Here is a 15,190-nt window from a genome sequence, read left to right as displayed (position 1 = left end):
CTGCCTCCCTTAGAGCTTGATCTCGATGTTGACGTCGTCAGCGAGGTCGAGGCGCATCAGCGAATCGACTGCCTTCGGCGTCGGGTCGACGATGTCGATCAGACGCTTGTGCGTGCGCATCTCGAAATGCTCACGGCTGTCCTTGTACTTGTGCGGCGAACGGATGACGCAGTACACGTTCTTCTCCGTTGGCAACGGCACGGGGCCCACTACAGTCGCGCCAGCGCGAGTGACGGTGTCCACGATCTTGCGTGCGGCACTGTCAATCACAGCGTGGTCGTACGACTTGAGCCGAATGCGGATCTTCTGTCCCGCCATGGCGTCGTCTCTTTCTTTAGTTGCTTCCGGCCATCAACTCGCAGAGGCTCGAAGGCTCACTGCCGTCTGTGCCGGCTGACCATGACCGACCCCCGAGGTCGGGCGTGTCGGCTATTCCTACCGGAGAAGATCTCACTTCACCGCAGGCGCCGACGGCGCTTATACTCATTGGCTGCTCGGTCCGAACCCGCATGGTGCAGATTCATCGATCCGATAGTGTTTCGGGCTGTTCGCGGTATCACTACCGCAGTGCAGGGGTCAACGCCCGAAACGCAACTTCACTATCTTGTCATAGAGCACTTCACCCGCGCAATTCCGGGGACCGTGCCTGTGAGGGAACTCTCAAGGATTCAGTGAGGCACTTCTGTTCTCGCCTCGCGCTCCGCGCCCCTCGGCTGCTCATCCACCTGCACCGTCCGATCGAGCACTGACGACACCGGCTGGAAATGACGACCATTGCCCGGGCATACAGAAGGGGCCGCAGTCCCGAAGGACTGCGACCCCAACCTGTGGTGCTCAGTCAGTCAGATCAGGCGGTGATCTTGGTGACTCGACCGGCGCCGACGGTGCGGCCACCTTCGCGGATTGCGAAGCGGAGGCCGTCCTCCATGGCGATCGGCTGGATGAGCTCGACCGACATATCGGTGTTGTCGCCGGGCATGACCATCTCGGTGCCCTCGGGCAGCGTGATGACACCGGTGACGTCCGTGGTCCGGAAGTAGAACTGCGGACGGTAGTTCGAGTAGAACGGGTTGTGACGTCCGCCCTCGTCCTTGCTCAGGATGTAGACCTGAGCCTCGAACTTGGTGTGCGGGGTGATCGAACCCGGCTTCACGATGACCTGACCGCGCTCAACATCCTCGCGCTTGGTGCCGCGGAGGAGCAGACCGACGTTCTCACCTGCACGGGCATCCGGCAGGGTCTTGCGGAACATCTCGATAGCGGTGACAGTCGTCTTGGACGACTTCTCCTTGATGCCGACGATTTCGATTTCGTCGTTCGGCAGGAGCACGCCGCGCTCGACACGACCGGTGACGACGGTTCCACGACCGGTGATCGTGAAGACGTCCTCGACGGGCATGAGGAACGGCTTGTCGACATCGCGCTCCGGCTCCGGAACGTTGTCATCGACGGCAGCCATGAGATCCTGAACGCTCTTGACCCACTTCTCGTCGCCTTCCAGCGCCTTGAGAGCGGACACCGGAATGACCGGAGCGTTGTCTCCGTCGAAGTCCTGGCTCGAGAGCAGGTCGCGGACCTCGAATTCGACGAGCTCGAGGAGCTCCTCGTCATCGACCATGTCGGACTTGTTCAGAGCCACGACGATGTAGGGAACGCCGACCTGACGCGCGAGCAGCACGTGCTCACGGGTCTGGGGCATCGGTCCGTCGGTAGCGGCGACGACGAGGATCGCACCGTCCATCTGAGCGGCACCGGTGATCATGTTCTTCACGTAGTCGGCGTGACCCGGGGCATCGACGTGAGCGTAGTGACGCTTCTCCGTCTGGTACTCAACGTGCGAGACGTTGATGGTGATGCCGCGCTCCTTCTCCTCAGGTGCGTTGTCGACCTGGTCGAAGGCGCGAGCCTCATTGAGATCCGGGTACTGTTCCGCCAGGACCTTGGTGATCGCAGCGGTCAGGGTGGTCTTTCCGTGGTCAACGTGGCCGATGGTGCCGATGTTGACGTGCGGCTTAGTCCGTTCGAAACTAGCCTTTGCCACTGGGTTCCTCCTCGTGGTTGGAATAAGATATGCGGTTCATATCTTAGACCTTGTGTTGGTTATCTTTCATTCCGGAGACCATGTTCTTGATCACCGGGGCGACCGGAATTCGGAGATTACTCTCCGCCGCGCACCTTCTGGATGATCTCCTCGGCAACAGCCTTCGGGACCTCCGCATAGCTGGAGAAAGTCATCGAATACACCGCACGGCCCTGGGTCTTCGACCGCAGATCACCGATGTAGCCGAACATCTCCGACAGCGGGACCACAGCCTTGACGACCTTCACACCGGAAGCATCGTCCATCGACTGAATCTGTCCACGCCGGGAATTCAGGTCGCCGATGACGTCACCCATGTATTCCTCAGGGGTACGCACCTCGACGTCCATGACCGGCTCGAGAAGAACCGGGTTCGCCCGCTGGACGGCCTCCTTGAAGACCATCGAACCGGCGATCTTGAATGCCATCTCCGAAGAGTCGACATCGTGGTAGGCGCCGTCGACCAGAGTGGCCTTGACACCCACCATGGGGTAACCGGCCAGGGCACCGAGCTGCATGGCGTCCTGGATGCCGGCGTCGACGCTCGGAATGTACTCGCGCGGAACGCGTCCGCCCGTGATGGCATTCTCGAACTCGTAAATCGTATCGCCTTCGACCTCGAGAGGTTCGAAGGTGACCTGGACCTTCGCGAACTGTCCCGATCCACCCGTCTGCTTCTTGTGGGTGTAATCGTACTTCTCGACAGTGCGACGGATGGTCTCACGGTAGGCGACCTGCGGCTTGCCGACGTTCGCCTCGACCTTGAACTCGCGACGCATGCGGTCGACGAGGATGTCGAGGTGCAGCTCGCCCATTCCGCGGATGACGGTCTGGCCGGTCTCGTCGTCAAGCTCGACCTGGTAGGTCGGGTCTTCCTTGACGAACTTCTGGATGGCCGACGACAGCTTCTCCTGGTCGCTCTTGGTCTTCGGCTCGATGGCCACGGAGATCACAGGCTCCGGGAAGGTCATCGACTCGAGAGCGATCGGGTTGGCCGGGTCGCTGAGCGTGTCGCCCGTCGTGGTCTCCTTGAGACCGATGAAGGCGTAGATGTGGCCGGCGAACGCCTCTTCGACAGGGTTCTCCTTGTTGGAGTGCATCTGAAAGAGCTTGCCGACGCGTTCCTTCTTGCCCGACGTGGTGTTGAGCACCTGTTCGCCGGACTTCACATGACCGGAGTACACGCGCACGTAGGTCAGCGATCCGAAGAACGGGTGGGAGGCGACCTTGAAGGCCAGAGCCGAGAACGGCTCGTCCGTCGAAGGCTTGCGGGTCAGTTCCTCTTCGTCGTTGCTCGGGTTGTGTCCGATCATCGGAGGCACGTCGAGCGGTGAGGGGAGGTAGTCGATGACCGCGTCGAGCATGGGCTGCACGCCCTTGTTCTTGTAGGCGGAACCGCACATGACCGGGAAGGCCTCGGACTTGATGACGAGTTCGCGGATGCCGGCCTTGATCTCAGCCGTCGTGAGCTCTTCGCCCTCGAGGTACTTCTCCATGAGCTCTTCCGAGTTCTCGGCGACGTCCTCGACGAGCTGCGCACGATACTGAACAGCCTTGTCCTTGAGATCCTCGGGGATCTCGACCTCCGTCATGTCCTGACCCATCTTGGTCTCGTCGGGCCAGATGTAGGCCTTCATCTCGAGCAGATCGACGACACCGGCGAATTCGCTTTCGGCACCGATCGGCAGCTGGATGACCAGCGGCTTCGCGCCGAGGCGCTCCTTGATGGTGTCGACGGTGAAGTAGAAGTCAGCACCGAGCTTGTCCATCTTGTTGACGAAGCACACGCGCGGAACGTCGTACTTGTCGGCCTGACGCCACACGGTCTCCGACTGGGGCTCGACGCCCTCTTTGCCGTCGAACACGGCGACGGCACCATCGAGGACGCGCAGCGAACGCTCGACCTCGACCGTGAAGTCGACGTGACCGGGGGTGTCGATGATGTTGATCTGGTTGTTGTCCCAGTAGCAGGTCGTCGCGGCCGACGTGATCGTGATGCCGCGCTCCTTCTCCTGGTCCATCCAGTCCATGGTGCCGGCGCCGTCGTGGGTCTCGCCCATCTTGTAGTTCACGCCGGTGTAGAAGAGGATGCGTTCGGTCGTCGTTGTCTTACCGGCATCAATGTGGGCCATGATGCCGATATTACGGACCTTGTTCAGGTCGCTGAGCACGTCAAGTGCCACGGTGTCTCTCTCTCGATCGATGATTTGCTCGACTCCCCTGTGCAGCCGGCCGGCGGCACTCGCGGACGAGGTCCGCCGACCGGCGCGCAGGGCAGACGATTACCAGCGGTAGTGGGCGAAGGCCTTGTTGGACTCGGCCATCTTGTGAGTGTCCTCGCGGCGCTTGACTGCTGCGCCGAGGCCGTTGCCGGCGTCGAGGATCTCATTCATGAGCCGTTCGGTCATGGTCTTCTCACGGCGCTGGCGGGAGTATCCCACGAGCCACCGCAGAGCCAGAGTGGTCGAACGAGCCGGACGAACATCAATCGGCACCTGGTAGGTCGCACCGCCGACGCGGCGGGAGCGGACCTCGAGAGACGGACGGATGTTGTCGAGAGCCTTCTTCAGGTTGACAACGGGGTCGTTGCCGTTCTTCTCGCGGGTGCCTTCGAGGGCGCTGTAGACGATCCGCTCTGCGGTCGAGCGCTTGCCGTCGAGCAGGATCTTGTTGATCAGCTGCGTGACGAGCGGTGAGCTGAAGACCGGGTCAACGACGATCGGTCGCTTGGGTGCAGGACCTTTGCGTGGCATTACTTCTTCTCCCTCTTCGCACCGTACTTGCTGCGGGCCTGCTGGCGACCCTTGACGCCCTGGGTGTCGAGCGAACCGCGGACGATCCGGTAGCGGACACCGGGCAGATCCTTGACGCGGCCACCGCGCACGAGCACGATCGAGTGCTCCTGCAGGTTGTGTCCCTCGCCCGGGATGTAGGCGGTCACCTCGATCTGGCTCGAAAGCTTGACACGAGCGACCTTGCGAAGAGCCGAGTTCGGCTTCTTGGGGGTGGTGGTGTACACACGGGTGCACACTCCACGACGCTGCGGGCTGCCCTTGAGGGCAGGAGCGTCCGATCCTGCTGTATTGACATGCCGTCCCTTGCGGACGAGCTGTTGGATTGTCGGCACTAAGCGTTCTCCATTTGCTTCTCGATAGACCTAATTCCCAATGCCGGCCACGACCGCAGTCGCCTCTGTGAACCGTGGGACATATCCGACCGGACACCGGGTGAAGCTTGGCTCCCGATGCCAGTAACCACGCGAGTCATCGACCCCTGCGCCCGGGTGTGTCGCAAGGACACGGAAGCACAGAGACGACATCTCGGCGGCCTGCATCGACGACTTCTCTCAGGGATTCCGAGCCTCACAGAACACTCGGCAGGATCGATCGACGACGCAGATAACACAATCAGTCGCCTACCAGAATATCTCTCTCGAGCACGTCTGGTCAAAATGGCGATCATCCATCTTACCTCTCCGCACCGGCGAAATCACGCAGCACTCCCCTCACCCGATCAACCACACGGCTCACCAGCGTATTCACAGACCGGCGGCGCACTTCTCAGCACTCGGCGAACCACGGTCGCCGCCTGGGGCGGATTCACAGCGATTCCGGTCGGCCGCCTCGGCGAGGACCCATCCCCACTTTCCTTGACTCGTTCAAGAGAAGCAGGCATTCTGGTGCTGTGAAAGGGACGAAGCATGAACACGACGACGCCGCTGCGGCTCTGCGGCAGACGTCGCTGCGCGTGACGAAACAGCGGGTCGCAGTCCTCGGTGCCGTGCGGGATCACCCGCATGCCGACACCGAGACCGTGATCCGCTCGGTGCGGGAATCGCTGCCGGCGGTCTCCCACCAGGCTGTCTATGATTCGCTTCACACTCTGACCGAGGTGGGGCTCGTCCGCTGCATCAGGCCTGCGGGCTCGGTGGCGCGGTACGAGCGTCGCATCGGGGACAACCACCATCATCTGGTGTGCCGATCGTGCAATCTCATCGTCGATGTCGACTGCACGATCGGGCAGGCTCCGTGCCTGACCCCGTCCCATGATGCCGGCTTCGTCATCGAGCAGGCCGAAGTGACGTTCTGGGGTCTGTGCCCCGACTGCGCGGCCGCCGGTGCTCAGCCGACCGGCGACGATCAGTTCTCGGTCGTGTGACTCCGGCTTCCGTTCACCACCACCCGTCTTCTCCCGAGGACACGACTATGCCCTTTCTGCGAGGGTTGCCCATCCCGTCATCCGAGTCGTCGAATGCGACTCGACTGTGAAAGGAACACGATGACCCAGACGACCACCGGCGGCTGCCCGGTCGCACACACTTCCACGGAACCGGCGGCGCCGGATTCCGACCAGTTGGTCAATCCCGTCCAGGGCGATGCCAACGCTCAGTGGTGGCCCAATCGGCTCAACCTCAAGATCCTCGCCAAGGGTCAGCCGGCACGCGACCCCATGGACCCCGACTTCGATTACGACGCGGAGTTCAACAGTCTCGACTACTACCAGCTCAAGGCCGACATCGAAGCACTGCAGAAGGACAACCAGGACTGGTGGTCCGCTGACTTCGGGCACTATGGTCCGTTCATGATCCGCATGGCCTGGCACTCGGCCGGCACCTACCGCGTGCAGGACGGCCGCGGCGGCGGCGGCGAAGGCCAGCAGCGGTTCGCACCGCTGAACTCCTGGCCCGACAACGTCTCACTCGACAAAGCTCGTCGCCTGCTGTGGCCGGTGAAGAAGAAGTACGGCAAGAAGATCTCCTGGGCCGACCTCTTCATCCTCGCCGGCAACGTCGCGCTCGAATCGATGGGCTTCAAGACCTTCGGCTTCGCCGGCGGCCGCAAGGACGTCTGGGAACCCGACAACGATGTGTACTGGGGCTCCGAGACCGAGTGGCTGGGCACCGACAAGCGCTATGTGGGCAACCGTGAGCTGCAGAAGCCCCTGGCCGCGACCACCATGGGACTCATCTACGTCAACCCCGAGGGCCCCGAAGGCGAACCCGATCCGGTCAAGGCCGCGATCGACATCCGCGAGACCTTCGGACGGATGGCCATGAATGACGAGGAGACCGTCGCTCTCATCGCCGGTGGACACACCTTCGGCAAGACGCACGGTGCCGGCCCCGAATCTCACAAGGGCGCCGACCCGGAGGCCGCCCCGCTCGAAGAGCAGGGTCTGGGCTGGAAATCCGACTTCGGGTCGGGCCAGGGCAATGACTCCATCGGCTCGGGCATCGAGGTCACGTGGACCTACCACCCGACCCGCTGGGACAACGAGTTCTTCCACATCCTCTTCGCCTACGAATGGGAGGTCTTCGAGAACGAAGGCGGACACCTGCAGTGGCGGCCCAAGGACGGCGGCGGAGACGATATGGTCCCGATGGCCCAGGGCGACGGGCGCCGCGAGCCCCGTATGCTCACCACCGACCTGTCGCTGCGCTTCGACCCGGCCTACGAGAAGATCTCGCGCCGCTTCAAGGATGACCAGAAGGCGTTCGAGGATGCTTTCGCTCGCGCCTGGTTCAAGCTCACCCACCGCGATATGGGTCCCGCGACCCGTTACCTCGGTCCCGAAGCTCCGGCCGAGGAGCTCATCTGGCAGGACCCGGTCCCGGCCGGAACTCCGCTCGATGACGCCGGCCTCGAGGCCGTGAAGGCTGCTGTCCGTGAGTCGGGTCTGACCGTCTCGCAGCTCGTGTCGACGACATGGGCCGCGGCATCGTCGCACCGCGTCTCAGACATGCGCGGCGGCGTCAACGGCGGTCGTCTCCGCCTCGAACCGCAGCGCAGCTGGGAGGCCAATGAGCCTGCCAAGCTCGCCGAGGTGCTCCCGGTTCTCGAGGGCATCGCGGAGTCCACCGGAGCATCGTTTGCCGATGTGCTGGCGATCGCCGGTGCCGTCGGAGTCGAGACCGCTGCCGCGGCAGCCGGTCACCCGATCACGGTTCCGGTCTCCACCGGTCGCGGCGACGCCACCCAGGAGCAGACCGATGTCGACTCCTTCGGCTACCTCGAGCCGACTCACGACGGCTTCCGCAACTACCTCACCGACGGTCTTCCGCTCAAGGCCGAGTACCTTCTGCTCGACAAGGCCAGCCTGCTGGGTCTGACCCCGCCCGAGCTCACGGTTCTCATCGGCGGCCTCCGCGTGCTCGGTGCGAACTACGAGGACTCCGCTCTCGGTGTCTTCACCGACCGCCCCGGTGAGCTGACGAACGACTTCTTCGTCAATCTCCTCGACCTGGGCAATGTGTGGAAACCCGTCGGACCGTCCGAGACGGCCAATGTCTACGAGTGCTTCTCCCCCGAGGGCGAGAAACTCTGGACCGGCAGCCGGATCGACCTCCTGTTCGGAGCGAACTCCGAGCTGCGCGCGATCGCCGAGGTCTACGGCTCGGATGACGCGAACGAGAAATTCGTCGCCGACTTCGTCAAGGCCTGGACGAAGCTCGTCGAAGCCGATCGCTTCGACCTCAAGCGCTGATCGCGCGACGGTCGCCGAGGTGACCGACGCGTCAGCATGACGATGCCCCCACCGATCGGTGGGGGCATCGTCTGTGCCGCACTGATATCAGCAGCGTTCACTCGTCCCGGTTGAGCACGGCGAATCCGGTGAAGATCCGGTCGAAGTGCGTGACGGCTGCGTTCTCGATCGTGGTCTCGTCGGTGCCTGCCGAGGTGGTGTCAGCACCCGCGTCCGATCCGTCGGAGTCGGAGGCGCTGCCGTCCGAGCTGGATCCATCGGAGCTGGACCCGTCGGAGGAGTCCCCGGAGTCGGTGCTGCCGTTCTGGTTTCCCGGCATTCCGTTGGACTGTCCACCGGGCATGCCTCCGCTGTCGGACTGTCCGCCGCCGTCCTGAGCACCGCCCTGTTGGCCGCCCATTCCGCCGGGTCCGTTCTGGCCTCCCGGGCCCTGGCTCGTCCCCGAATCATTCGACGCTGTTGCCGCCGATACCCCGATCGCTCCCCCGGCGAGACCGCCGACGACGAACAGGGCCGAACCGGCGAGCACCGCCGGGACGAGCGGGACGCGTCGCTTCTGCTTCCGCGGTCCTGCGGTGCTGCCGAACTGTGTACTCTGCGCAGACTGTTGGTAGGGGTTCACCCACGGCCGCTGACCCTCCGGGACCCCGGCCTGCGGATCGGGTGCCGAGCGCGTGGTCTGCTCGGCCCATCCGTTCGCACGTCCTTGGTCGGTCGGTGGCGACTGCATTGCCCAGTTGGGTCCGGCATGAGGTCCTGCCGTGCCCTGCGCTTCGATCCTGCGAGTGGTGTCCGCGCCGTTCGAGTCCGGCGCTGCATTCTCCGCGTGGTCCCGGTTCTCCTCGTGGTTGCGGTTCTGGTCGGGGTTGTGGTTCTCGGTCATGGAATCTCCTCTGGTTGTCAGTGATTCCACTTTCGGTCCCTGCGCTGTAGCCCTTCCCAGTCGTGCCTGTGACCAGCCTGTGCGATTGGCCTCAAGCCGCAGGCAGGCGCAGCTCGAAGGTCGTACCCGCGTCCGTGCTCGACATCGAGATGTCGCCGCGCATGAGTTCGACGAGTCCGGCGGCGATCGACAGTCCCAGCCCCGAGGAACCTCCCTTGGCTCCGTCCTGCCGTGTCCGCGAGGGGTCTCCACGCACGAAGCGGTCGAAGACTCGGTCCCGGATCTCGGGCGGAATGCCCTGACCATCGTCGCTGATGCGGATCGCCACGACATCGCTGGGCAGCTGGCCGGAGACCGGTTTCCGGGTCGCCAGTGCCTCGACGTGCACGTTGGTGCCGGGCGGCGTGTGCACGCAGGCGTTCGTGAGCACGATCGACACGACCCGGCGGACCTGATCGGCTGCTCCGCGCACCTCGAGGGCCTCCGGGGGGACATCGAGGGAGATCGCATGGTCGGGATTGACCACATGGACATCCTCGACGAGTTCGACGAGCAGTGAGGAGACGTCGACGGTGTCCTCTCTCGTCGGCTGGCGGCCGGCTTCGAGCCGAGCGAGGAGAAGGAGATCATCGACGAGGGACGACATCCGCATCGCTCCGGAATCGATCTTGCCCAAGGAGGTGGTCACCTCGGCGGGCAGAGCATCACGGTACGGGCGGGTGAGGTCGGCCCAACCGCGGATCGTCGCGATCGGAGTGCGCAGCTCATGGGAGGCGTCGGCGACGAAGCGGCGCATCTGCTCCGTGCCGCGGTAGCGCTCCTCGAGGGCGGATCCGACATGGTCGAGCATCCGGTTGACCGAGGCTCCCACATCGCCGACCTCCGTGCCCGGCACCGCGAGCTCGGCGGGAACCCGCAGGGCAAGCTCGGGTTTGCCGTCGCTCAGCTCGAGGTCGGTGACCTCCCTGGCAGTGCGCGCGACGTCGCGCAGGTCCCGCAGCTGGCGATGGATGATCACGGCCATGAGCGCGGCCGTGGCGATGACGCCGAAGAGGACGACGAACGCGGTCGTCCACGCCGTGCGCTCGAGCGCGGAATCGACGTTGCCCTGCGGGACGCCGTAGACAGTGGTGGTTCCGCCGTCGTCGAAGGCCACGACCCGGTAGGCGCCGAACCCGGGCACCCGCACGGACTCATGGGCGGACGAGGCGCCGCCGGGTTCGACCTCGAGCAGGGCGTCGATCGCTTCTGCGGACAGGGCGCGCGGACGGGTCAGCCCCGCCTCGGCGATGAGTCCCTCTCCCCCGCCGCCGGAATCGACGACGACGAGAGCTCCGTCGCCGACCCCCGGCTGGAAGAGATAGCGCAGAGCCGAATCGACCGCCGCCGCCGAGTCGTCGCCCCCACCGGAGGTGCCCGGACTGCCGCTCGTTCCGGGGCCCGCGCCGGGGCCGTCTCCCGAACGTGCATGCGAGGTCATCGATGTCAGTTGGGCGTCGAGGTCGGTCATCAGCGAACCGCGCACGCTCAGCCAGGAGGCGGTGCCGATTCCGGCGCCGACGAGGAGGAGGACGAGTCCGGCGAGGACGATGAGCCTCGTCTGCAGCCGCCACCGGCGCAGCGTCACTGTTCCGCCCGCATGATGTAGCCGGCCCCGCGCTTGGTGTGGAAGAGGTTCGGCAGGTCGGGGAACGGGGTGTCGATCTTCTTCCGCAGGTAGGAGACGTAGAGTTCGACGATGTTGCCGTTGCCGCCGAAGTCGTAGTCCCACACGCGATCGAGGATCTGGGCCTTCGACAGCACCACCCGCGGGTTGCGCATGAACAGCAGCAGCACCTCGTATTCGCGTGCCGTCAGCTCGATCGGATGACCGGCGCGGGTGACCTCGTGGGAGCGTTCGTCGAGTTCGAGGTCACCCGCGCGCAGCACATCATCCTCATCGACCGGACCGTTCGAGATCCCCCGGCGCAGGCGCACCTCGATCCTGGCGATGACCTCGTCGAGGTTGAACGGCTTCGTCACATAGTCGTCCCCGCCCAGCCGCAGACCCGTCAGCCGGTCGTCGACCTCGTCTCTGGCCGAGAGGAAGACCACCGGAGTGTCGATGCCCTCGGCTCGGATCTTCTCGATGACGGCGAAACCGTCGAGGTCGGGCAGCATCACGTCGAGGACGATCGCGTCGAAGTGCTCGCTGCGGGCCAGCGCCACTGCCTCGCGGCCCGTGCCGACTCCCTCGGCTTCCCACCCGCGAACCTGGCAGGCCATGACGAGGAGCTCGGCGAGGTTCGCTTCGTCGTCGACGATGAGGATGCGCGCCGGTGGATTCGCTGTCGGGTTCATAACTCGATTATCCCCTCAACCCGCACTGAGATCGTAGAGCGAAACGGAGTCGACGGTAGTCGCCTCGTAATTCGCCTCGACCCAGTCCGCGATCTGGGATGAGGCAGAGTCCGAGCCCCCGCCGGGACCTTGGCCGCCGGAACCCGATGCGATGTAGTAGTGGATTGTGCCGTCGGCCACGAGCTGTTTGAACTCGGCGAGGGTCGGCGACGGATCGGTGCCGTTGAACCCGCCGATCGCCATCACCGGCTCTTCGAGCGCGAGCTGGTATCCCGCCGCCTGGTTCGCCCCCGTCGTCGCCGCCACCCACGTGTAGTCCGCGGCATCCTGTTCGAGCAGCTGTGTGAGTTCGTCCGAGGGGTCGGAGGCGCCCAGCAGACCGCCCATTTCGCCTCCGCCGCCGGCGCCGCCGGGCATCCCACCGGTGCCGCCCCTGCCGGCTTCGGAATTGCCTGCCCCGCCGGGCGTGCCATCCGTGCCGCCGCCCGGCCCGGCTCCTCCGCCGGGCATTCCGCCACCGCCGGGTCCACCGCCCAGACCTGCGCTCGTGCCGGCGATCGTGACGATCGATCCCTGCGTCGTCCCGGCGATCGTGCGCACGGCCAGCTGAGCCGGAATCGCGGCGCTGCCGAGGACGGCCAGCGCGACGAGCACCGAGGCGAGCGCCGTGCCGAACCGCCGGTGCGCGGTGACGATGAGAACCAGAGCGCCGAGGATCGAGACGATGAGCACGCACCAGCGCAGGATGCTCGGAATCCCGGTCATCTCCGAGCTGATGATGAACTGCCACGCCCCGGTCAGGGCCCAAGCCACTGCCAGCAGCAGACGCGGGAGGAATCCGTCACGAGCGAGCAGCACCGCGACGGCGAGGCCGATGACGGCGGCGATCGCGGGAATGAGCGCGACCGTGTAGTACTCGTGGACGATCCCGTTCATATTCGACAGCACGAGCCACGTGACGATCAGCCACGCACCCCACATGAGCAGTCCCGCACCGAGGCTGCCCGTGCCGATTGCGCCGGACGCGCTCACCGCACGGCCGGTTCCCTGGTCACCGTCCGTGACGGTGGGAACACGGCGACGGCGGGCCACCTCGGCGAGGGTGAGGAGAACGATCGTCACGACCAGGAAGAACAAGGCGGTGGGCAGGAACCACGACGCCTGCTGGCCGAAGCTGCCGGTGAAGAGGCGGGTGATTCCCGTTTCGCCCCATCCGCCGCCCTGACCGCCGCCTCCTCCGCCGACGGACCCGGTCTCGTTGCCGGTCAGCCGTCCGAAGCCGTTGTAGCCGAAGGTGAGTTCGAGGAAGGAGTTCGAATGGGAACCGCCGACGTAGGGGCGGGAGCCGGCGGGGGTGAGTTCGACGAGGGCGATCCACCAGCCGGCGCTGACGATCATCGACCCGAGCGGGACGAGCAGCCACAGCAGGCGACGGGGCCAGGAAGTGCGGGCGAAGAGCACCCAGGCCACAGCGAGGCCGGGGACGATGAGGAGGACCTGGAACTGTTTGGTCAGAAAGCCCAGCCCGAGGCAGACCCCGGCGAGGACGAGCCAGCCGACGATGCGGCGGGCCGAGCGTCGCCGGCGGGCCTCGGTGAGCGTGCGCAGGGCGTGCTGGGTCGCGACGACCGCACCGATCATCAGCGTCACCAGCAGCGCGTCCGGGTTGTTGAACCGGAACATCATCGCCACGACCGGGGAGACGGCGAAGATCGCACCGGCACCCAGCGCGGCGGCCTTCTCAAGCCCCGGACCGACATGGGACCGCAGGCTCAGCCGCAGCGAATGGACGATGAGGAGCACGCTCACCCCGGCCAGGAGGACCTGGGGCAGCAGCATCGAGAACGATGAGAAGCCGAAGACCCGGGCGCTCAGGGCCATCAGCCACAGGGAGGCCGGGGGTTTGTCGACGGTGATCGCGTTCGCCGAGTCGAGCGAGCCGAAGAGGAACGCCTCCCAGTTCGCCGATCCGGCCTGCACGGCTGCCGCATAGAAGGAGTTCGCCCAGCCGTTGGCCGTGAGGTTGAAGAGGAAGGCAGCGATCGTGCCGAATGTGAGCACGGTGAGCGTGATCGGGTACCAGTGCCGTCGCAGTCCGCGGGTGCGGGCATATCGGGTGGGGGCCTCAGACATGGTCGATGTCCTTCTCGTTCGGATTTGCCGTTCCGGCTGCAGCAGGCGTGGTCGCGCGGTGGGCGCTGTGGTGGGCACCACGGGCGAAGACCCATGTGCGCATCAGCACGAACCGGACGACAGTGGCGGCGAGGTTCGCCGCGGTCAGCACTGCGAGGGTGCCGACGGTCGCCCACGGCCCGGTGAATCCGTCGGCGACGGCCAGACCCGCCGAGGTGAAGGCCAGGCACAGGCCGAAGGCCGCCAAGCCCTTCACCTGGGAGGTCAGGCGGCGGTGCGGAGATCTCACCCCGAAGGTGTGGCCCCGGTTGAGAGCCGTGTTCGCAATTGTCGAAAGGAGCAGCGCAAGGATGTTCGCCGCGGGTTCCGAGACGAATTGGATGCCGAGGAGGAACAGCACGGCGTAGAGCACGGTGCTGATGATCCCGACGTCGATGAAGTGGAGGATCTGTGCTCCGGTGTTCGGTGCGGGGACTGCGTGACTGACCCGGGTGCGTCCGCCGGTGCGCAGCCGGACGATGCCCTTGATGTCCTTCCACGCCGTGCTGACCACGTCGACGGAGGAGTCCGGGTCGTCCGTCCAGTCCGTGCCGAACTCGTGGATGCGGTACCCGGCCCACTCGGCGCGAGCGAGCAACTCAGTGTCGAAGAACCACTCGGAATCCTCGACCTGCGGCAGCAGTTCCTTCGCTGCCCGTGCCGACAGCGCTTTGAAACCGCATTGGGCGTCGCTGAACCCGACTCCGAGGCTGAGCTTGAGCAGTCGGTTGTAGCAGCGGGAGATGATCTCGCGTCTGATCCCGCGTTCGACCGCAACTCCGGGCTGCAGGCGCGAGGCGATGGCGACATCGGCCAGCCCCGACCGGATGATCTCGACCATCGGGTCGAGGACGCGGATGTCTGTGGCCAGATCCACGTCCGTGTAGGCGACGACGTCCGCCGACGAGGCCTGCCACACCTGGTTCAATGCGCGACCGCGGCCCTTCTGTTCGAGGCGGACGTACTCGACCTGCGGATGCGTCGCCGCCAGGGTCGCGGCGATGATCGGAGTCTCATCGGTGCTCGCATTGTCGGCGATGATGATCGTGACCTCGGTGCCGCGGGCGGGTTCGACGGCCAGGAGGGTCTCGATCGAGGCGGCCAGCGAGGCCTCCTCGTTGTACACCGGGACGACGAGGTCGACAGTCGTGGTCGGTCGGATGGTCGTGTCTGCCGTCTGCGTCTCCGGCTGCCGCCAGGCGCTGCTCTCATGTCTCATGCCCTCCACATTC

12 protein-coding genes are annotated in these 15,190 nt (G+C 65.2%); 2 read left to right on the top strand and 10 right to left on the bottom strand.

Annotation, left to right across the window (positions count from 1 at the left end; all coding sequences use genetic code 11):
• Positions 1 to 9 precede the first annotated feature (9 nt).
• The 5 genes from rpsJ to rpsL all read right to left on the bottom strand — a co-directional run bounded on the left by rpsJ (position 10) and on the right by rpsL (position 5,207).
• On the bottom strand, positions 10 to 318 hold the full coding sequence (gene rpsJ, locus CXR29_RS05270) for a 30S ribosomal protein S10 (protein WP_009379191.1): 309 nt from the start codon (positions 316 to 318) through the stop codon (positions 10 to 12).
• A gap of 529 nt (positions 319 to 847) precedes the next feature.
• The gene (gene tuf / locus CXR29_RS05265) at positions 848 to 2,041 is read right to left on the bottom strand and encodes an elongation factor Tu (protein ID WP_127364073.1); all 1,194 of its coding nucleotides are present in this window, start codon (positions 2,039 to 2,041) and stop codon (positions 848 to 850) included.
• Between the two features lie 116 nt (positions 2,042 to 2,157).
• A complete protein-coding gene (gene fusA / locus CXR29_RS05260) occupies positions 2,158 to 4,263 on the bottom strand; it encodes an elongation factor G (RefSeq protein ID WP_127364072.1) in 2,106 nt (701 codons plus the stop codon).
• A gap of 99 nt (positions 4,264 to 4,362) precedes the next feature.
• A complete protein-coding gene (gene rpsG, locus CXR29_RS05255; RefSeq protein ID WP_025777934.1) occupies positions 4,363 to 4,833 on the bottom strand; it encodes a 30S ribosomal protein S7 in 471 nt (156 codons plus the stop codon).
• Positions 4,833 to 5,207: a 30S ribosomal protein S12 gene (gene rpsL, locus CXR29_RS05250; protein ID WP_025777935.1), complete on the bottom strand. Its 375-nt coding sequence runs from the start codon at positions 5,205 to 5,207 to the stop codon at positions 4,833 to 4,835. The genes rpsG and rpsL overlap by 1 nt, the downstream gene beginning before the upstream one ends.
• Positions 5,208 to 5,764: 557 nt before the next feature.
• Between rpsL and CXR29_RS05245 the strand changes: the two genes are divergently transcribed.
• Together CXR29_RS05245 and katG are read left to right on the top strand one after the other, a co-directional pair.
• Positions 5,765 to 6,238: a Fur family transcriptional regulator gene (locus tag CXR29_RS05245; RefSeq protein WP_101555465.1), complete on the top strand. Its 474-nt coding sequence runs from the start codon at positions 5,765 to 5,767 to the stop codon at positions 6,236 to 6,238.
• A gap of 120 nt (positions 6,239 to 6,358) precedes the next feature.
• Entirely contained in the window at positions 6,359 to 8,563 is a 2,205-nt protein-coding gene (gene katG, locus CXR29_RS05240) for a catalase/peroxidase HPI (protein WP_127364071.1), read from the top strand.
• Between the two features lie 97 nt (positions 8,564 to 8,660).
• Here katG and CXR29_RS05235 read toward each other — a convergent pair whose 3' ends face one another.
• From CXR29_RS05235 to CXR29_RS05215, 5 genes are all read right to left on the bottom strand, one after another.
• The gene (locus CXR29_RS05235; RefSeq protein WP_127364070.1) at positions 8,661 to 9,446 is read right to left on the bottom strand and encodes a hypothetical protein; all 786 of its coding nucleotides are present in this window, start codon (positions 9,444 to 9,446) and stop codon (positions 8,661 to 8,663) included.
• Between the two features lie 91 nt (positions 9,447 to 9,537).
• The gene (locus CXR29_RS05230; protein WP_127364069.1) at positions 9,538 to 11,073 is read right to left on the bottom strand and encodes a sensor histidine kinase; all 1,536 of its coding nucleotides are present in this window, start codon (positions 11,071 to 11,073) and stop codon (positions 9,538 to 9,540) included.
• Positions 11,070 to 11,786, bottom strand: a complete 717-nt coding sequence (locus tag CXR29_RS05225) for a response regulator transcription factor (protein WP_127364068.1) — start codon at positions 11,784 to 11,786, stop codon at positions 11,070 to 11,072. The genes CXR29_RS05230 and CXR29_RS05225 overlap by 4 nt, the downstream gene beginning before the upstream one ends.
• 15 nt (positions 11,787 to 11,801) lie before the next feature.
• Positions 11,802 to 13,919 (bottom strand): ArnT family glycosyltransferase, encoded by a 2,118-nt coding sequence (locus tag CXR29_RS05220; RefSeq protein ID WP_127364067.1) that lies wholly within the window; start codon positions 13,917 to 13,919, stop codon positions 11,802 to 11,804.
• Positions 13,912 to 15,177, bottom strand: a complete 1,266-nt coding sequence (locus CXR29_RS05215) for a glycosyltransferase (protein ID WP_127364066.1) — start codon at positions 15,175 to 15,177, stop codon at positions 13,912 to 13,914. The genes CXR29_RS05220 and CXR29_RS05215 overlap by 8 nt, the downstream gene beginning before the upstream one ends.
• Between the last annotated feature and the right edge of the window lie 13 nt (positions 15,178 to 15,190).

Origin of the sequence: Brevibacterium linens (genome assembly GCF_003999335.1) — a bacterium.
Taxonomy (GTDB): Bacteria; Actinomycetota; Actinomycetes; order Actinomycetales; family Brevibacteriaceae; genus Brevibacterium; species Brevibacterium linens.
The sequence above is the reverse complement of the archived record's forward strand: the minus strand, read 5'-3'. Positions and strand labels throughout refer to the sequence as shown.